Origin of the sequence: Paenibacillus jilunlii, assembly GCF_900102965.1 — a bacterium.
Lineage (GTDB): Bacteria > Bacillota > Bacilli > Paenibacillales > Paenibacillaceae > Paenibacillus_AQ > Paenibacillus_AQ jilunlii.
The window spans coordinates 22,836-44,627 of record NZ_FNGM01000024.1; the positions used below are offsets into that span (position 1 = coordinate 22,836).

Consider the following 21,792-nt stretch of genomic DNA (forward strand, 5'->3'; position numbering starts at 1 on the left):
GTCTATCGTCAGGCTGGAAACTCCGCGGATAGCCCGGCCTCATGGAATGTAGAGCCGACTCGCTAACTGATTGGCTAATTGTGTGAAGCCTTGAACCATTTTGCTTAACGCTGCCGCTTTCCATAACAGTCCGTCATAATCAAGCTGAACGATAATTTTCTCCCGTCGGCTGATCTCCCATGTCCAGAGCGCATTAAACGGGAAGGACAAGCCGGCGGCCGCAGAAGAGGTCAGCGGGAACAGCAGGAACAGGTTTTTCTCGTCCTTTTCCTCAATCCGGGTACCCTCTGCCGGGGAACGTTGACTCTGAATATCACTGACCATGTCCTTGATCTTTATAAAAAGCGAATCAAAGTCTTCCAGCTCGGAAAAATCAATGCACGCCTGGTGTACTCCGTTGTTACCATCCAGAAGAGTGATTTCGATCATTTCTTCGCGGGAGATCTGATTCAGTACATAAAACAGAAGCGACAGGATGACCTCTTCCGTCCTCATCCCGTGGGAATCGGCGATATGGACAAGACTCTGTGCCGCAGCCGGTTCTAATTCCAGCCTCAGCTTCATCTGCTCATTCCTGTCGATCGCCGTCAGATAGTATCCGGAAGGCATTGTTACTCCCTTTATCCATAAGGAAGCCTCTGGAGTAATCTTCTTTTCAATGAAGCCTGCCAAGCGTTCAACAGTAGGATGTGAAAAAATATCAGCTACTTGGAGCGGTACGCCAAAGGCTTCCCTCAATTGTTCCTGCAGCAAAACCACGGTGATGGAGGTACCGCCAAGGTCGAAATAAGAATCTGTGATACTGATGGTTTCTTTGTGCAGCAGCTTCATCCAAATGGAGCTGATCTGCTTCTCTACCTCCGACACCGGCTCCTTATACGCCTTCTCGGACACCAGGAGTTTTTGCTGCATCGTCCGCAGTTTTTTCTTATCGGTTTTCTGATTGGCACTCAGCGGGATTTGATCAATGATGAAAAATTGCACCGGGATCATGTAGGACGGCAGTCTTTCCAGCAAATAACTTTTCAGCTCATCGATATTGACCGCTTCCGGTCCTGAGAGAACCATGTAGCTGGTTATAGATTTCTTATCGCCAGACTCCGGTTCTTCCTCATTCGGCAAGCTGGATTCGACCACCACCACATTGTCTTTGATCCCCGGATAAGTCGCAATGACTGCTTGGATCTCGGACAGTTCAATGCGAAAACCTCTGATCTTCACTTGGTCATCCATTCTGCCTTCGCATTGGAGTGTGCCATCCGGCAAAAAGCGTGCGATGTCGCCTGTCCTGTACATCTTGGGGTACAACGTGCTGAAAGGATTGTCGACAAAGTTCTGCTCCGTCAACTGCTGATGGTTGACATACCCGTCTGCAACCCCGGCCCCGCCGATATACATCTCTCCGTAGACTCCCAATGGCACCGGGTTATGGTTCTGATCCAGGATGTAAATTTGTGTATTATCAATCGGCTTTCCGATCAGGATCTGCCCGGCATTGGTGATCTCGGCTACGGTTGACCAGATCGTTGTTTCGGTAGGCCCGTACATGTTCCACAGCGAGCCTACTTTGGGAAGCAGCTCCCGGGCTACATCCAGCGGCAGGCTTTCCCCTCCGCATAACGCCTTCAGCCGGCTGCTGCCGGAATACCCGGACAGCAGCAGCATCTTCCACGTGGCCGGTGTTGCCTGCATCACCGTAATTCCGTGTGCTTCGAGCAGCTGCCCCAAGACTCTGCCATCTGCCGCTTCCCGGTTTGTCGCAAGGACAACGAGTGCTCCTGTGACCAGCGGCAGGAATAATTCCAGACCGAAAATATCAAACGAGAGAGTGGTCACAGATAGAAGCTTATCCTCCGCCGTCATCCCAGGCTTTTTGGCCATGGAGAGCAGGAAGTTCGTCAATGCACGGTGCGGGATCTTCACCCCCTTCGGTTTGCCGGTGGAACCGGAAGTAAAGATCATATAGGCCGTTTGTGAAGCCTCCACCCCGTTGCCCGGATTGGCTGATGACTCCTGTGAAATGGCCTCCCGCTCCCGGTCCAGCAGGATCATTCTCCGGCATTCCAGCTTCGCCTGCCCTGTTAAGCCGCTGCTGGACAGCATGACCGCCAGCCCGGCCTCCTCTTGGATTTGGAGAATCCGCCGGATTGGGATGCTTGGGTCAACCGGCACGTAGCAGCCCCCCGCCTTCAGCACAGCGAGGATGGCGACAGCCGCATCCGGAGAGCGCTCCAGGTATATTCCCACCGGCGTTCCCCGGGTTACGCCGTTCTTTTGCAAATAATGAGCCAACTGATTTACAGCATGATTAAATTCCGCATAGCTCACTCTGGTTAACCCTGCGGCAACGGCAACCTTCTCCGGATGCTCCTCTGCCTGCCGCTCGAATAACGAAACGATATTTTGCCCAGGCTCCACGATGCTGTGTGTCTGATTGAAGCCAAACAGGATCTGCTGCTTCTCCATATCTGTTATCATCGCAATTTCGGTCAACGGTCTGGCAGGCCCGTTCAGAACCTGCTGCATAAGCTGTTCAAAAAAACCGGCAAACCGCTGCATCGTTTCCCGGGACAGCCGTGTGGTGCTGTACTCAATTTCGCAGCCGATTTGCGGTCCTTCTTCCCAAGCAGTAAATCTTATCGTGAACATCGCTGTCTTGTGTTTGTACAAAGAGGTGATCTCCCGTACGCCGCCGATTTGATTGGTCTTGTCGTATACCTCCCGGTAGCTGAACATCGTTTCAAACAAAGGATTACGGCTCAAGTCCCGTTCCATGTCCAGGCTGCCTATCAGCTCTTCGAATGGATACTCCTGATGATCCAGAGCGGAGGATAGCGTCTGCTTGACCTCTTGCAGGAATTCTGCAAAAGAAGCCTGGGCTCCCATGGACAGCTTCAACGCAACCGTGTCTACAAACGGGCCGATGACATGTTCCAGATCCGTATGCTTTCTGCCGGATACCGGGGTACCGATGATGACCGTCTCCTGCTGGCAGATCTTAAAAAGAACCACTGCATAAAGCGCCAGCAGCCCCATATTTAAGGTCACGCCCTCTGTTTTCAACATTTGCTTAAACCCTCTGCTTGTGTAGGCATCCACATCAAACCGGATAAAGTCGCCTTCATAGCTTTGTATGAGAGGCGGCTTGAAATCGAGCGGCAGCTGCAGCTTCGTTTCGTAGGCCCCATCCGCAAATTGATCCAGCCAATATTGCTGCTGGCTTACGAACGCCGGACTGTCTTTCATTCCGGATTGCCATGCTGCGTAGTCCTTATATTGCAAAGGCAATACGGCCAATTCCCGGCCCTCATACAAAGCAAGGAAATCCTGGATCAGCAACCGGTATGACATCTCATCCGATACGAGATGATGCATGTCGATCAGCAAAATACGCTTGTCCCGCAAATAGCCTACACGCAGCAGCGGAGCCTTCTCCAATTCAAACGGACGAATAAACCCTGCGATTACCTCATCCATGCCGGCTTCGCGAGCGTCCAGCTCTTCGATGGAGAACTCAACACTCTGATGAACCGTTTGAACCACTTCTTCTCCGGCAAAGCCGAAGGAGGTGCGAAGGATTTCATGCCGCTGCAGGATCTTCTGGAAGATTTGCCGGAGCAGGCCAATATCGATTTCGCTTTCCAGCTGATAGATTCCCGGATTGTTGTATACCGTCGTCATAGAATGCATCTTTTGCAAAAAATACACACGTTTCTGTACGGAGGTCAGCGGATAATAATCTTTAGGCGCAGCAGGCCTGACTCCGTTCGGCACAATTGGCGTTATTTGCTCCATATAGCTGCTGAGGCCAGCCACCGTGGGGTGGTTGATAAAATATGCCATAGGGATACGCTCATTCCATTGCTTTTGGACCCTCGCCAGAATCGAGAGGGCCATGAGCGAATCTCCTCCCAATTCAAACAGGCTGTCATCCATCCCGACCGGCTGCACCCCGAACTGCGCTTCCCACAGCTGGGCGATCTCCCGCTCCCGCTCATTTCGCGGAGGGACATACTCCGTTGTCAAGCTGGGCCGTCCAAATTTCCCCGTATCAGGCTGCTGATGAGGAATGTTCTCCGCTCCCTCAAAATCAAGAGGAGAACCGGCCTGCTCATGTAACTGGACCCTCTCGTTCATCTCAAAGGCAGAAATGATTACCTGAGGCACAGCAAGATTCCCAATCCGTGAAAAAATCTGCACGCCTTCTCCTTCCGTGATCGTACCCTCAAGTTCCAACCCGGTCAGTTCCTTATGCAAGGCTTCAATCCTTCTCGACATCCCGGTCCCTCTCCAACGCTCCCAATTGACTGACAAGACAGGAAAAGCGGAATTTTGCACATGGGCATAGAAGGCAAAAGAGTCAAGGAATGCATTGGCCGCACAATATCCCGCTTGCCCAATTGCCGGAAGATATGAGCTCAGGGAGGAGCATAAAATGAAAAAGTCGAGCGGTTTCCCCCGCAGAGCCTCATACAACCAAAGCGTTCCGTCTACCTTAGCCGCCAGCATATTTTTGGAGCTCTCCCGTGTGGAGCGTTGTATGAGTTCACCATCTGCAACGCCGGCAGCATGGATAACCCCTGTCAGCCCTCCCACCGTATGCTCAACCTGTGTGAGCAATGCCTGAACTTCAGCCGGATTACTAATATCAGCCTGCAGAATATGAATAGTGCCTCCTGAGTTTTCTATTTCCGTTAGCCGGTGAATCTCTTCTGCAAAATGGGGGGCGCTCCATTCTGCCCACTCTTCTTTTGGAGGAAATGGCGTTCGTCCTACTAAAATCAATTCCACCCCGGCTTGCCGTGCCAAAAATCCGGCAACAGCAAGGCCAATACCGCCAAGCCCGCCTGTAATGAGGTACTTTCCGTCAGGCTGTATCTTCATGGCATGCTGAGTATCCAATGTGACGGCATTACAGGTTGGCACCCAAAAACTGTTGTTTCTGACAGCCACAACTCCCTCCCACTTCGCCGCTGCAAGCTGAGGGACCAATGAATCGATGATGTTGTCCAAACGGGAGTCATCCGGCAGCAGATCCATGTCAAAAAAGCTGCAGCGCAGCGTTGGATACTCAAGCGGAATGACCTTCACAGGTCCCAGCATGGTTGCCTTATGCGGAAATGTTCCGTCACCCCCCATCACTTCACAGACACCGTTGGAGATCACTTTCAGTTCAAGCGGATGCCCGCTGAGCTGCTGTCCGCACGCTTTGGCAATCGCAAGCAAGCTATAGTAGCCATCGTCCAGACCCGCATCCGGGACCAGAGCATGAACTTCCTTCTGATCAAACGATAAACTCCATAAATGAATCATTTCATCCGGGATAAACGAAGCGGCGTGCAGTTCCTGAAACAGCCATTCGTAATCCTCATCCCGGGCGGGATTGATCACAAGCTCGTCCGCACTACATTTGGCACGCTGCTCCCCCTTGTATACCGTAACGCATCCTTTGCTGACAGCTTTCCACTTATCGGTAAGCTTATGACCTGCCGAACTGTGGTCACCAAAAATAAGCCTGCGCCTCTCAGGCTTGGCTTGAGATGGGGTGGCTTGATTGACCGGCGTGAGCCGTTTCCAGGAAGGTACATAGTACCATTCCTCTATGTTTTTCCGGGTCATGCGATAGGACTGACTGCCTGCCCGGCCTGGAAAAGAGGGCTCCTCCAGCCAGAATTTCTTCCGCATGAACGCATATGTGGGCAACGGTATGCGTCTGCCCTGCGGGCTGAATGTGTTCCAATCCGCGGAATAGCCATATTGCCACAGCTTGCCGATCCGGTCATACAAATGCTGCTGCTCTGAAACCTTGCTGGAGCCAATCGGAATGAGATTGAGTACCTGCACCTTGGGATCCTGACCAAACGTTCGTTTGACCAAGGCGCTTAGATCATGCCCCGGGCCAATCTCAATAAAGAGGGTGCGTTTGTCAGCCAAATGCTGGATTGCTTTCACAAATGAAACCTTTTCCTTCAACTGATTGATCCAATATTGGCTTGTGGCAAGTTCTTCTGTCCCGGCCCAGTCTCCGGTCACACTAGACATAAACCGCAGCTTCACCGGTTGGAACTGCACCGCCTGTAGAGCTGCCCGATATTCATCCAGGATGGATTCCACTCTCGACGTATGAATCACCTTCGCCATGGGGAGCGGTGTGCAGACACATTTGCTCTGCTTCAGCTTCTCTTCCAGCTCAAGCACCTCATTTGCGGGACCGCCCACCACGCAAGATACCTGATTATCAATGGCAATTTCAAGGGAGCCGCCTAACAGAGGCAGAACCTTATCGGGCGGGAGCGGAATACTGAGCATGATTCCATCCGGAAGCTGCTGAAAGAGCTGGCCCCGTTTGAGAACCAAAGGAATAGCCTGCTCCAGGGTGAATAACCCGGAAATCGTACCAGCGATATATTCTCCGAGACTGTATCCAATTACAACATCCGGCTTGATGCCCCATTCCATGAGCAAGCCTGCCAACGCGTATCCGAAAATAAAGAGGATGACCAGGTTATAGTCCGGCCGGGCCATGAATTCCCGCGCCTGCTCTGTTTCTTCATCGCTCGGAAACAGGATGGCCTGATAGTCAGTTTCCGAATGTATCCGCAGGATCGCAAAGCACTGATCCAGATATTTGCGGAATATCGGTTCGTTGTGATACAGCTCCCTTCCCATGTTGACATATTGGGCACCCTGTCCCGAGAACATGAACACAATTTGCTCAGGCGCTTCCCCCGCACGGTACACCTGTGGCTGCCTGGCATCCTTCTTGCGTAATCCTTCGATCAGTTGTTTATTGTCCCGGCAGATGATTTGCTTACGGAATTCGAAGGGCTTTCTGCCTGCTTGCAAGGTATAGGCAACATCCCGGATACGGATGTCCGGATGCTCTTCCAAATGGTTCGCCAGATTCTCTGTCATGTTCTCCAGCGATTCCATGCTCTGCGCGGACAGCAGGATCAGCTGCGGCTGTAAATCCTCTTCCAGTTCCTCCACGGGCAGGGGAGCTTGCTCCAGTATTAGATGTGCATTCATCCCCCCCACACCGAATGAACTGACGCCCGCCCGCAATGGATGGGAGGACAGCGGCCAATCCATCAGACCGGTATTGATCGCAAACGGATATTTTTCCATTTCCAGAAGCGGATTACTTTTCGAAAAGTTAACCATTGGCGGAAGCTGCCGGTGCTTCAGCGCCAGCACGGCTTTTATGAATCCCGCTACCCCGGAAGCTGCATCCAGATGGCCAATATTGTTCTTGACGGAACCTAATATGCATGGGGACTGCCTGGTGTGAAAAATTTGCTGAAGCGCCGTAAATTCAATGGTATCCCCAAGCTGAGTTCCGGTGCCATGCGTTTCGATGTAAGAAATGCTGTCAGGATCGACTTCAGAGACCTGCAGAGCGCTCTCAATGACTTCCCGCTGTCCCTCTACACTTGGTGCCATATAACCCGCTTTACGGTTCCCGTCGTTGTTGACCGCGCTGCCCTTGATGACCGCCCAGATGTGATCCTTATCCGCAAGTGCAGTTTCCAAAGGCTTCAGCACAACGGCGCCGGTTCCGTTCCCAAACAGAATGCCCGAGGCTTGCTCATCAAAGGCCCGGATATGCCCGTCTTTGGAAAGAAAATGACCCTCTTGATATAAATATCCGCTTCGATGCGGAATTAAGATAGAGCTTCCGCCTGCAATCGCCATGTCACATTCGCCGCTCAGCAGACTTCGGCAAGCCGCATGAATGGCAGTAAGCGATGTGGAGCAGGCTGTCGTGAGCGTCATGCTCGGCCCTTTCAGATTGAACTTGTAGGAGATCCGGGAAGCAAGAAAATCCTTATTGCTTAACTGAATTTCGGAAAATGCGTCCCGGTGCTCCCCTTCATAGGAATAGACTCTCGCATTCCAGTTGTAGTTGCTGGATGCCCCGGCAAACACGCCAATCAAACCGGGATAAGTATCGGGAACATACCCTGCATCCTCCAGCGATTCCCAGGCCACCTCATGAAACAGCCGCACCTGCGGGTCCATCACCAGCGCATCTTTGGGGCTGTAGCCAAAAAACCTTTCATCAAAATACTCAAACCGGTCAAGAACCGCGCCCGCTTTTACATAGTTTTCATTATTCAGGAACTCAGCCGTAACGCCTTCGCGTCTCAGCTCTTCATCCGTAAAATCGGTAACCGATTCCAGCCCGTCCTTTAGATTGTTCCAAAATTGTTCGCGGTTGTTTGCTCCCGGAAACCGGCATGCCAAGCCGATAACGGCTATCTCTAATCCGTTGTAATTTGATGGATCAGCCATTTTGCAGCTCCCTTCCTTTGTTCCGCAGCATTTTTAGTTTATCCATCCCTCTATTGACGGTCTCGGTACGGTCAAACGCCTGAGCATTGCGTGTTTCCTTTTCTCCGCCCTTCAAATAACCCGCCAGCTTCTTAATCGTCGGATATTCATACCAGGAGGAAATCAGGATGGGCCTGTTGACATGCTGCTGGATGGAGTCATTCATGCCCACAATGTCGATAGAGGTAATCCCTGCATCAAAGAAGTTCTCGTCTGCCCCCATGCCGGAAAGGCCTGTTGCTTCCCTGATCCTCTCCTGCAACAGCTGTTCGATGGACAGCTCTTTGTGGTTCTCCCGTTGGCTGCCCGGTCCATTATTCCGCGAATGGTTCACCCACAAGGCTAACCTGGGTTCAAGCTCTGTAGTCGAAACCACAATATGTTCCGTCTTGTTCATAACCTCGAACAAAGCTTTCATAATCGCTTCGCCTTCCGCCGGATGAATAAACTGATCTAAGCGTTCATTGGCGGCTGTGCTGCCCGCCTTGTCAGAAGCTGAAAAGTTCCAGGCATCCCAATCCACAGCCATCCACCTGGTCCGGTTCTGCTGTTGGTTCATCATCTGCACAAAGCTATTCATAAATTGGTTGGCAGCCGTATAGGCGACTAATCCGATCCCCCCAAGAATCGTAGAAATCGATGAATTGACCATACAGTATTCGATTGCTTTCCCGCGGAGCATCTGCTCAAGAATCATCAATCCCCGCATCTTCACCTCAAACTCTGCTTCGCACATTTCCCGGGTAATGTTGGATATGGAATTATGAAAGAAATCGCTTACAACAGTACCTGCCGAATAGATGACTCCCTGTAATCTGCCGTGTGTACGCTCTATGGTTGTGAACAGCTCGTTCATTTGCTTCTCATCACTTACCTGCACCTGATAAAGATATACCTGGGCTCCCTGTTCCTGAAGTTCTATTATTTTACGGATTTTTTGATTGATGACGTCATTCTCGGGATACAGGGCAAGCCTTTCTTGCCATTCCTCTTCTGGGGGAAAGGCTGCTCTTCCAGTCAGGATAAGGGTTCCCGCACCTTGTTCGGCCAAAGCCTTTGCCGCAGTCAGGCCAATACCGCCTAATCCTCCAAGAATCAAATGTCCCCCGTTCCGCTTCTGCTTCAAATCTACTGGATGATCAATCTGCATGGGCTCAAAAGTGCGGACCCATTTCCGTCTGCCCCGCACCGCCAAGAATCTTTCCGGGCCGGGCTTAATGAATTCTCCAACCAGAAGCTCCACGGCATCTTGATTATGCTTGCCGGTATCTTCACCGGCTATCTCTATTAATGCGGTGCGGACGTTTTGTAATTCCTGCTGAATCACATGTACGGCACCGGTTGCCGCTGCACTTGACGGGGTCAAGACTTCATTCCCCATAATGGATTGAAAAGCGGGAGTCACGACCGTCAGCTGGATCTGCTGGTGAATCCCGATCATGCCAAAGGACTTGCCCATATGCAGCAGGCTGTAAAAACCGCCGGGGTCCGGCATGTATTCCCCGTTGCTCCACATATGAACGATTTTCCATACGGGGTAGGCCGTCTGAAATACATGCCGAAACACCTGGAGGTAATGCTCTGCATTGCCCGGATCCATTACGTATTGATCCCGGTGGATCTGGCTAAAGCCGGCCCCCATCTTTACCGTACACACTCTATTCCCTTTTGCTGTCAGGGATGCTTGTATCCCTTCCCCCAATCCGCTGTCATCTATAAACAACAGGAATGTGTCCGCTTGGCTATCCTCCAGCCTGGAGTCAGATGAGTCATAATACTGCTTCCAGACCGGGCGGTACAACCACTTTCCGGTCGGTTTTTTTCGCGGAACGGTTTGCGGGACTTGCTCTTTCCTTTCATGCCAATACCGCTGCCTGTCAAAAGCATAAGCAGGGAGTGTTACGCGTTTTCTGCTCTCCTTGAAATAGAACGGCTGCCAGTCTACTGCTCCGCCATTCATCCATATTTCCCCTAATTTACTGTAAAAGATAAAATCAGCAGGTTCATCGTGAACTTGCTGACGCAGTAAAGAAACCACGCCCAGACACTTCAACGCCCCGTCTGTTTCGTTTTCCATACCTATCTTAATCAGCAGCCGGTTCTCTTGCTCCGGCAGACTGGCCGCTTGAGACCTGCTAACAGCTTGACCGCAGGACATCCAAAATCCCTTATGGCGGAGCATTTCTTCGCTTACCCGAATTCCATCGGCGATCATTTCCGCTTCCGAAGCCTGGACAGGCAGGGTCTGCAGCAAGGAAACCAGCTCTATTTCAAGCAGGGATTGTTGTACCTCTGCCGCATTACGCCATTTCTCCCCGATAAGGATAATTCGGATCAGGTCATTCATGCTAACCGTTCTGGAGGCATATACCGCCGGGTACACTCCATTTCCCTCTGCAATAAGTACTTCCTTCCGGATGCCCAATGAAACCAGATAATCGGCAAGCGCACATTGATAGATAAACTGGCCCAGCTCCGTATACAGGCGTTCCTGATTTCCATGGCGGGGAGCCGCCAAGATTTGCTGCAAATCCAGCCCGCCCAGCGTGTGGAGGACAAGCTCATCACTGAAATACGTATCTATGATAGACGCAAAACGTGTTTCCTTTTGATATAATTCATAACCAACTATTAACATCTCCCGCTGCTCTGCCGAAAAGAACAAGGCGACAGGCACCTCTTCCCTCCCTTGGCATTCCGCTTGGCTTGAGCCTGTCCTTAGCCATTGTGCTGCCTCTTCGAGCGAGGAACTGACAACCAATTTCCGGTAAGGAAAATGCTTGCGGCCGGTTTGCAGCGTATAGGCAACATCGGCAGGAGGAAGAGTGGAGTGACTGCTGAAAAAATCAGCCATTTCCCTGCAGATATGCTCCAAAGACTTCAGCGTTTTGGCGGAAAACAAAAAGACATGGTGCTGTTTGGCGGAAACATCTGAAGATATGGACGGCGCCTCCTCCAGAATAATATGGGCATTGGTTCCTCCAATGCCAAAGGAGCTTACTCCTGCCTTAGGTGCAGCACTTACCTCTTTCCAGGGCCGCGATGCGGTATTCACATAAAAAGGACTTTCCTCTAGGGATAGTTTCGGATTGGGTGTTTCATGGTTGATGCAGGCAGGGATCACCTGATTCTTCATAGCCAGCGTAGTTTTTATCAGCCCGATGATGCCTGCAGCCGTATCGAGATGGCCTATATTCGGTTTGACAGAACCAATCGCACAAAACTGCGCCGGGCCCATTTCGGCCTGATACACTTCCTTAAGCGCCTTGATCTCAATGGCATCCCCCAGTTCCGTCCCGGTCCCGTGGGTTTCAATGTAGCTGATCTCTCCGGGAGCAACGCCGGCAACACTCAGTGCCTCATGAATCACTTGAGCCTGTCCCACCGGACTTGGTGCAGTAAAACCAATCTTGTGATCACCGTCGTTGTTGACAGCCGTGCCGCAGATCACAGCCTGAATATTGTCCCGGTCCCGGACTGCATCCGCCAATCGCTTTAACACCACGATTCCGAGGCCATTCCCGAATACAGTCCCCTTGGAATCCTTATCAAATACACGGCAATGCCCGTCCGGCGAAACCATGCCTTCCTTTTGATACAGGTAACCGGCCCTTTGCTCGCCCCGTATGGTGACCCCGCCGGCCAAGGCGAGGTCACATTCCCCGTTCAGCAGGCTTTGGCTGGCCAGATGGACCGCTACCAAAGAGGACGAGCAGGCGGTTTGGACATTGACGGAAGGGCCGCGAAGTCCCAGCTTATACGAAACTTTTGACGCTAAGAAGTCTTTTTCATTGCCGATTCCAATCTGCACATGCCCAAGCCTGCCCATCAATTCGAGATCTGAATACAGATTCAGAACGTAGGAGCTGATAGATGAACTGGCATATACACCGACCAAATATTTCTCCAGGTCCTGCACACATCCGGCATCCTCAAGCGCCTCCCAGGCACATTCCAGAAACGCCCGGTGCTGGGGATCGGTAATTTCCGCATCCTTTGCCGTGTAGCGGAAGAAGTCCGCATCAAAGCAGTCGGCATTCTCGATAACCGCGCCCCGCTTCACATACTGGGGATGATTCAAAATATCTGCTGAAATGCCGCTTGCGGTCAGCTCTTCATCCTTGAATGTCCTGATGGATTCAACCCCGTGTACAATCTGGTGCCAAAAGGCTGCGGGAGTATCGGCTCCGGGAACACGGCAGGCCAGGCCTATGATTGCAATTTTTGACTGCATCGCATCATCATCCAACAATTCAATCCCTCCCGCTGCTTATAATGAAACTTCGGTGTGCAGAAAAAGAGCCTGCAGCTCATGGCGCAGCTCCTCCACGTTATACGCGACATAACTGGGGGCTTCCTGCTGGAGGACTTCTACCGGATTGTGTCCCCAGGCGACGGCTATGCTTCTCATCCTCGCCTCACGCGCACAAATGATATCGTTCTTGCCATCGCCCACAAAAACCGAATGATCCACCGTCGTATGCAATTGGCCGATGGTACAGAGCAGGCTTTCCGGGTGCGGTTTGGGATGGGTGACATCGTCGGAACAAACCACGGCATCAAAATAGCTGATTAACCCATGTTGTTCCAGCGTGAGGAGAGTCCGGGGGCGGTCCTTTCCCGTGCAAAGGCCGCAGAGCCATCCCGCATCCTTAATGTACTGGAGCAGCTCCTCCATGCCGTCTATCATTTGAATGAGATGAATATTTTCTCTGGCAATCCTCCGGTAGTGCTCTGTCATGTCAAGCGACAGGCCCATCTTGGTAAAAATGTTGGGTATGGAGTCCCCGCTGTGCCCAAGGAATTCCTCGAAAGAAGGGAGCGGGCCATCGGAAACCAGCCGAAAGCTCTCAAAAAAGGCTTTACGCTGTACTTCCAGGGAATCAATAATTACTCCGTCGAAGTCAAATACTACTGCGTTATTCATTATTCAGCTCCCCTTTTCTGCGGTTTCCCATCAGGCTTCTTCTCAATTCTCCGCGTTGCTTGCTTTGGTTCAGGTATTCATTGTGGCTCTGCTTGTCTTTTAAGAACGAGGCTAACGAGCTTATAGTAGGATATTTAAAAAGATCAGCCATCTCAATGGTTATCTTAAGCTCCTTCTCCAGATTGTTCTGGACCTGCATGAGCAGCAAGGAATGGCCGCCGATGTCAAAAAAGCCGTCATCTATCCCTATGTGCTGGATGCCCAGTACTTCTCCCCACAGTCTCGCCAGCATGTTCTCCACCTCATTGCGGGGAGGCACATATTCATGCCTGAGGTCCTTGGACGGAATGACATCGGGCGCCGGCAAGGCATTGCGGTCCACTTTATTCGGACCAATCATGGGGAAGGACTTCAGCTCTGTCCAATAACGCGGAATCAGATACACAGGCAATTGTTCCCGCAGCATCCGGATAATTTCCTTCTTTGCAGCCGGTTCCTTCAGAACATAATAAGCGGCAATTGCCTGCTCCCCTTCTTGATCCATGATCGCTGTGACAATACTCTGCTGGATAAAAGGAATGTGATCGAGCGTGCTTTCGATTTCGTTCAGATCCACTCTGTAGCCCCTAATCTTCAGTTGAGCATCATTTCTCCCCTGATATTCCAGGCAGCCATTTGGCAGCAGCCGGCCATAATCTCCGCTTCGATACAGTCTTTTTGCTCCGCTGTCTGGACCGCAGGCAAACACCTTCTCCGTAGCTTCGGTCTGATTCCAATACCCCGGGGAAAGATATTCGCTGTGATAGACGAGCTGCCCGACTTCAAAAATTCCAGCCTCCCGGCCATTCTCATCGACAATTTGTACGTCAATGCCATCGACTGCATACCCGGCCGGAAGCTTGGCATGATTCACTTCACTTTCCTGATCCAGCATGTAAAAGGAAATCACCATCAATTCCGAACATCCCAGAAAGTTAACAAACAAGCAGTGTTCGGCGCAGTTTTTCTTGTACAGCTCAAAATCCGCTCTGGTAACCACTTCTCCGCCCAATAAAATCATGCGAAGCGAAGGCAGCTGGACATCTCCGGGCAGATTCTTCATTAAAAACCGGAAGACAGATGGAACGGAGTGATAGATGGTAATTCCTTCGTAGTTCAACCAGCTGCTTAATCTCTGTATACTCGCGTCCAGTTTAAGATCACATAAATGCAGCGTTGCCCCGTTCAGCAGGCTTGCCAATATATCCAGAATGCCGATGGCATGGCTGTAGGTTGTTAACAGGGCCATCCGGTCTTGATGATTGACAGCCAAGGAACGCGTAAACTGGGCAATGTAATAGGTGATGTTTCTGTACGATTGGACTACCCCCTTCGGTGTTCCCGAGGAGCCTGACGTATACAGGATAAAGGCGGTTTGATCACCGTCCGGGTAAATGGAGGGATTCTCCGTAGAGATACCTCTCAATCCCTCCGCTGTATTGACAATCGTTACTTTGGTATTGATTTTTTCCGCCAGTTCACGGGCAGCGGACTCATTCTCAGAATCAGTGAGAATGAGAGTTGCCTGCGCATCATTGATCATATGGGTCAGACGTTGCACCGGAGCGCTGCGGTCGAGCGGCACAAAAGGAATCCCCGCTTTTATAGCCCCTGCCAGCGCCGCAACCATTTCAATCGTATTCCCGAACAACAAGGCTACCGGCTGCTTTACACTCTCCTGTCCTTTCAGTTCCCATATGCGGCGGGCGATCCGGTTGGCTTGTTCATTAAGCTGCCGGTAATTCAATGATTCTTCACGGTATTTGACAGCAGGATGGGCGGGATATGCTGCGGCCTGCTTTTCGAACCGTTGTACCAGATGGTCTACCGGATCGTTGTAATGGAAGGCTTGGAACCGGACGGGTGGTGAAACACTGTCTACTGCTCGCGGGATGTCTTTCTGCCGGAATACCGGCAACTCCCCTATTGTCATACCGGCCTGCTCTGGAATGGCTTCAATCATTCTGCGGTATTCCTCAAAGATGTATTGGACTGTTTCCTGCTTGAACAAATCCGTCCGATAGAAGCACTCCAAATAAATTCCGGAAGGAACTTCATATAAATGAATATTCAGATCGGCTTTCGTCGTTTTGGATATCATTGGATACGGCGACAGCTTAAGATCATGCAGATAGCTTACTTCCGTCTCCGTCTGATTTTTCATGCTCTGATAATTGAAAATCGTGTCATAGAGAAGGGTCCGGCCCGGGTCCCGTTTATAATCCAGCTGGTCCACAATCATTTCAATCTGAAAATCCTGATTTTCCAAGGCTTCCAGCAAGCTTGCCTTAACTTCCTGTAAAAAGACGAGGAACGGCTTATCCCTCTCCGGCTGATTCCGCAGCACCAGCGAATTGACAAACATGCCTACCATTTCTTGTACATCTTCGTGATTGCGCCCGGCCTGTGGAATGCCTATCAGAATATCGGACTCTCCACTGAGCCGTGCAAGCAATGCATAGTACGCAGCCAGCATAGTCATAAACCAGGTCACCTGCTGCTCCTGGGAAAACTTTTTGATGCGCTCACTGGACGGGCGGCCAAGCTCCAGCGTGATCCTGCCGCCTTGAAAGCTCAGTGCAGCCGGACGAGGATAGTCTGACGGCAGAGTCAAGACAGGCAGCGGCCCCGCCAGTTTCTCCAGCCAGTAGGCCTCTTTCCTCCGATAGGCTTCGGAAGTAATGAATCCTTGCTGCCACTCGGCATAATCCTTATATTGAATGGCTAATGGCGGCAGGCTCTTCCCCATGTACAGATCAGCAAAATCTTTGACCAGCAGATTGACCGACGTGCCGTCTGAAATGATATGGTGCATATCGACGGCCAGGATACTTTGCTGCTCTCCCGTTTGGAGTAAACCGACGCGGATGAGCGGTGCCCGGGCAAGGTCAAACGGCTGAATAAACCTTTCCACAGCGTCTTCAATCCCATGCTCATTCACCACCGTCACGATCAGCTTAAAGTCAACATGAGGGTGGATGATTTGAACGATCTCGCCATCTTCAACCCGGAACGACGTCCGCAAACTTTCATGGCGGTTGATAATTTGGGCAAAAATCTTCTCAATTTGCCCGGCATTGATGTTCCCTTCCAGCAAGACGGAAGTGGATTCATTGTATCCCACCGTATCCGGCATAAGTCCCTGCAGGAAAAAAATCCTTTTTTGCGCCAATGAGGCCGGGTAGTGGCTTTTGAGGTTCACTGGAGCAATCTGCCGTTCATGGGCGCGGCTGGCATTCAGGATGAATTGGGCGACACTTTTAATCGTTTTATTCTGAAAAAAGTCTGTCAGGGTCAGACTGCAGTCAAATTGCTTTCTAATGCTGGAGATCACATGAATGGCTTTGAGCGAATCTCCGCTCAATTCAAAAAAATCATCCTCGATGCCAATCGGCTGAAATCCAAGATGATTTTCATAGATCGCACATAATTTTTTCTCGGTATCCGTTCCGGCAGGAACATAAGCCACCGGCAGCTCAGGCCGTTTCCCCTGGGACTTTCGGGTCACCGGCTCTTGTCCGTTCTTGCCCGGCTGACCGGTACTCTTATCTCCGCGCAGCCGTGGTTCCAGCGGTGTCGCGGAAACGATGATCGTGGCAGCTTCCGCCGCAAGTGCCCGGCCGAAGATTTCCCGCCCTTCCTCCGGCAGGATTCCCGTTGTGGCGCCTGCATTCCCGGCCGGGTACGGGGCCAGCAAATGGTCTATATCGATGGCAGCATGCTGCGTCTTCCCGTGATTGGTGCTGATCCGGTTGGTCAGCGCATCGGATACGGCTACCATGGTGTAATTCCTGATATCTATTATGACGTTGCCTTGTTCATCCATGATCTGAATATCAAAGCTGGCCAACTCTTCCTGATTCAAGGAGCTGTCAAGGTACTTGCTGTAGCTGTATACCCTGTCCGTCAACTTCCCATAGACGGCGATAGATTCATAGGATAACGGAATGTATAGATTGGTTTGGTTAATGAAGCCAAGCAAAAAGCTTGTTGCAGAATCCAGCAGTCCAGGATGCAGATGATAGTCTTCCAGGTCACCCTGATATTCCTCCGGAAGCTCAATGATGGCCAGGCCTTCCTTGTCTCCAGCCATGACCTGGCGGATATTGCGCCATCTTTTTCCAAAGATCAGATGGCCCGCATGCTTGTGATTATCAGCTTCGGTATATATGACGTTCTGCTGAATGCAGCGGTCCTTCAACCGTTCAATATCTACGATGCTGCCCTGCGGCTCTGCAGAACCAATCCTGCCCGTAACATGCGGCACCCATGAAGCCTCTTCCGGAAGACGGCCATACACTGTAAACTTATTGTTTTGGGTGAGGATGAGCACGATTTGTTTCTCTTCTTCCGCATGAACCAGGATGGGCGTGTGGAACTGTACATTGCGGAGAAGGAAAGGTTTCTTCCGCCTGGTGCCTTCAACAGCCTCCCGAACCATTTCCAGTACAGCAGTACCTGATAATACGCCGTATTCCTCCGTGCGGTGATCCTGCAGCACCCAATGCTTACGCAGGCTCAGCTTCGAGTGAAAGATATCCTGCTCTCTCAAATGAAGACAGGAGTCGAACAACGGATGGGCAAGCTCTTTTCGGGGAGCCGGAGCCATCCCTGTATTTACCGCCATTCCGACATTCTTCCACACATCCCATTTGATGCTGGTTATCCGGTGCTTTCCAAGGCGGTTCCAATATTCTGCGTATGCGTCAACAAAAGCATTGGCCGCGTTATAATCAGACTGCCCGATAATGGGAAACAGTGTACTGACCGAAGAGCATACCACAAAGAAATCCAATGAATTTTCCTGAAGAATTTGATTCAAATAAACGCATCCCAGCGCTTTGGTCAAGATGACCGGGTCTGCTGTCTCCTTGCTCTGCTGCTGGATAAACCCGCCGCCAGGAAGCCCTGCCGCATGGATGACGCCTTGGATTCGCCCAATTTCCTGCTGGACTTGCTGAATGGTATGGGCAAGGCGGTTGAAGTCAGAAACATCTGATTGATAAACGTAAACCTGTGTACCCCTTTGTTCCATGGCCTTAATTCTTCTGATTTTTTCTGAAACAAGATCATGTTTGGCATGTTCACGAAGCCAGCTTGCCCACTGGCCTTTCGCCGGAAACGCTGAACGGACCATGAGGACGAGGCTGGCATTGCAGTGGCGGGATAGATACTCGGCCAGCTCCATTCCGATGCCGCCGCTTCCTCCTGTGATTAAATAAACTCCCTCATTGGAAAGCACAGGCAGAGTGTCCGGGCCCGGGGCAAGGGGTTCGTACATGGGCAGCCATTTGGAGTTTCCGCGTATAGCGACAATCCCGTCCCGGCTGCTCTCCGCTTCCCGAAAAAGGATATCCGCGACTGTGGACAAGCGGAGCTGCTCCTGATCCGCAATCTCAATGAGCTGGCACTGCAGGCCCGGAAACTCCAGGGGAATTCCGCGAACCAATCCCAAAAGGGTCGCATTCCACGGGTTTATTTCTTCATTGCCCAGCACATCAAAGAGATGATTCGTGACCACGCCCAGTTGAACCATTCCGTTCGCATTGCACTCATCTATAGCTTGAACTAGAGGCAATAATCCATAATAAGTTTCTTGCAGCATCAGATCTTCCTGCCAGTGATCCCTTGACTCCATGCCATGATTCCTTAGCGCAAAATAGAGGATATTCTGGGGGAACGCCTTTGTTTGCTTCTGATACGCTTGAAGCATTTGGCAGTAGCCGCTTTTACTGTTATTCTCCAGTTGGATTGCGGTGCCGCCAACCGTAACAGGTTTACAAGCTTTTGCCACAAAAACCGGATGGTCAAAGTAACGGTTGCATATTTCGATTGTGCCCTCTTCCAATGCGACATCGTGAACAATAATCGCTGAGGGCTTGCTCCCCTGCCGGCTTCTCACGCTGGAAAGCGCCGCTTTCTTCCAGGTAGGCGTATAGCAGCAATCCGCTGCAGAGTTCTGTTGTCCCGTCTGTCCTTTGACCTGCTGCAGCAAGGATTCTCCCAGCTGTACCGGGTCTTCGTTAAGGAAATAGCGGTTTCGCTCAAACGGATAGGCGGGCAGCGGAATCCGGCCCTTATTCCCGGCCTTCTCAAGGGCTTCCCAGCGAATGCCCAGCCCTGCGCTCCATAGTCTCCCTATCCATTGGAGAAAGCACCCGTCTCCACTAATACCGCCCGCACCTGAAATGAATGAAATCAGCTTAGAGCGGGGTTCATCCATTGTTGTCATTAGTTCGTGTACTTCCGTTCCTATAGAGGCAACAAGGGTCTTGGGTGTGTTCACAAGGTTCACAATCCCTGGCGTTAATGAAAAAGAAGGTTGCCAGGCGTTACTCCAAAAATCCGGTTCTTTCAACTCCTCCCGCAACAGCTTGTCGCCGCTTGCAGGCGAAAACATCGGGACACGGGGGTTATGGATCGGATGATCTGTGATAGCCGTACTCTCTCCGTCCATGAATGCAGTGAATGAGTGTTGAAGTGCCACAGCTTCTGTCACAGCGGCAGCTGCCAGGCTGCCCCGTTTGATGCCAAGCAGCCCCAAAGGTTTATGGTTACATTGCAGCATGATGCTTGTCACGGCATAGCTGAATAGAAAATGAATAGCTTCACGCTGCAGCTGATTTTTTTCACCCCGGAGGAAAAGTGTGCGGAAGTCTATCCCGCTGTGAGCTCCCAGTTTGCCCATAGCCGTGTCTGCCGCCTGGCGGAATACGAAATGGCTCTCATATAAGGAGATTGCCTGTTGAACAGCTTGGGCGCCACCATCGATATCCGGCAAGACGTAAAGAACAGCAGATTCGCTTTTGTCCACTGACTGGATGGCAAATGCCTTTTCCTCAAGCTTGCTTGCCAGTTCCTGATGACTCCCCGCTACAATGTAAGCACGGTTTGACAGAGCCCTTCTCCCGGCTTGCAGCGTATAGGCAGCATCGGACAGGCTCAGATTAGGACAGCTTTTCAAGTGCTGCTTGAAGCGGCTGATTTGCTCCTGCACGGCGGTTGGGGTCTTGGCAGAGAATACAAACAACCGGGAAGTCTTCCCCTCAGTTGTTTGTTCTAATGACGGAGGTTCTTCAAGAATGACATGGGCATTGGTCCCGCCGATGCCAAAAGAGCTTACGGCGGCCCGGAGCTCCGTGCCTGCGGTTGTCCAATCGGCCAACGCATTGTTCACATAGAAGGGGGTATCCTCAAACTCAATTTTGGGATTCGGGTTGTTAAAGTTAATCGTGGGAGGAATCTGCCTGTGCTCAATCGATAGAATCGTTTTGATCAAGCCTGCAATCCCTGCTGCTTCATTCAGATGGCCGATATTCGACTTTACAGAGCCGATTGCGCAATACGCTTTGTGATTCGTGCTATATGCCCGTTTCAGCGCTTCAATCTCGATGGAATCCCCAATCTTCGTGGCCGTGCCGTGGGCTTCCACCATAGTAATGGATTCGGCCTCCACTTCAGCCATTTGGAGGGCCGCTTCAATCACTTCTTTTTGGCCGTTGATGCTCGGCGCGGAGAACCCCGCTTTCCGGTTGCCGTCATTATTGATGGCCGACCCTTTAATCACGGCATAGATATGATCGCGGTCCTGAATGGCATCCTGTAAGGTCTTCAGGACGACAACCCCTGCACCATCGCTGATAAGCGTTCCCTGTGAAGCGGCATCAAACGTGCGGCAATGGCCATCCGCTGAATAGATCAGATCATCGACGTAGTAATACCCCTTCTTGGAAGGGAGCGACAGGTGCACACCGCCCGCCAATGCGATGTTGCATTCACCGTTCAGCAAGGCCTGGCTCGCCAGATGGACAGCAACCAGCGAAGTGGAGCACGCCGACAGAACGGTTACGCTTGGCCCCCTCAGTCTTAATTTATAGGAGACCGACGTACATAAATATTCACGGAAGCTCATGTTAAACGTAGGGTGCTCACCAGCCAGAAGCTGCCGAAGCTGCCAGTTGGCATTTTCGGTGCTGCCCGCGTACAGCCCGATTTGTCCCTTGTATGTATCGGGATTATACCCGGCATTGTCTAATGCATTCATTACACATTCATGAAAGATTCTGACTTGAGGGTCCAGCACCGTCGCTTCAAGCGGCGTATAATCAAAAAAGGACGCATCAAAATATTCAATATCCTCCAGAATTCCTCTTGCCTTCACATAATTCGGATCATTGCATAGAGCTGGATCGATGCCGGATTGAATCATTTCCTCATCGGAAAAAAACTGAATTCCTTCGACTCCGTACTTGAGGTTATTCCAGAATTGTTCAGCGTCAGCGGCCTGCGGAAATTTACAATCCAGGCCGATGACGGCAATTTCCAATCCGGTATACATTTGCCCACTGTTTTGATGACTCATAGTAACCCCCAGTTCCTTTCCGATTCTTCACTGAAACAGATGTCTGTGCAGAAGAATAACTCTGCGGAAGAGGTGCCCCAAGGCTCAGAGCTAACCTATTGTTAGCACTGTCAGCAGCACAGCATAAATA

At 51.2% G+C, this 21,792-nt stretch carries 4 protein-coding genes; all 4 read right to left on the bottom strand.

Translation table 11 applies throughout. The features are described from left to right. Positions 1 to 39: 39 nt before the first annotated feature. The 4 genes from BLQ82_RS27505 to BLQ82_RS27520 are packed head-to-tail and all read right to left on the bottom strand — an operon-like array spanning position 40 to position 21,662. Entirely contained in the window at positions 40 to 8,295 is an 8,256-nt protein-coding gene (locus BLQ82_RS27505) for a hybrid non-ribosomal peptide synthetase/type I polyketide synthase (protein WP_062525438.1), read from the bottom strand. After that, positions 8,288 to 12,586: an SDR family NAD(P)-dependent oxidoreductase gene (locus BLQ82_RS27510; protein ID WP_062525440.1), complete on the bottom strand. Its 4,299-nt coding sequence runs from the start codon at positions 12,584 to 12,586 to the stop codon at positions 8,288 to 8,290. Before BLQ82_RS27510 ends, BLQ82_RS27505 begins: the two co-directional genes overlap by 8 nt. 18 nt (positions 12,587 to 12,604) lie before the next feature. Next, the gene (locus BLQ82_RS27515) at positions 12,605 to 13,261 is read right to left on the bottom strand and encodes an HAD family hydrolase (RefSeq protein WP_062525442.1); all 657 of its coding nucleotides are present in this window, start codon (positions 13,259 to 13,261) and stop codon (positions 12,605 to 12,607) included. After that, positions 13,254 to 21,662, bottom strand: a complete 8,409-nt coding sequence (locus BLQ82_RS27520) for a type I polyketide synthase (protein ID WP_062525444.1) — start codon at positions 21,660 to 21,662, stop codon at positions 13,254 to 13,256. The genes BLQ82_RS27515 and BLQ82_RS27520 overlap by 8 nt, the downstream gene beginning before the upstream one ends. Positions 21,663 to 21,792 lie beyond the last annotated feature (130 nt).

Bases quoted from the DNA above. Each gene is read 5' to 3' on its own strand.
- BLQ82_RS27505 (WP_062525438.1), bottom strand. From the start codon at position 8,295: ATGGCTGATCCATCAAATTACAACGGATTAGAGATAGCCGTTATCGGC.
- BLQ82_RS27515 (WP_062525442.1), bottom strand. From the start codon at position 13,261: ATGAATAACGCAGTAGTATTTGACTTCGACGGAGTAATTATTGATTCC.
- BLQ82_RS27520 (WP_062525444.1), bottom strand. From the start codon at position 21,662: ATGAGTCATCAAAACAGTGGGCAAATGTATACCGGATTGGAAATTGCC.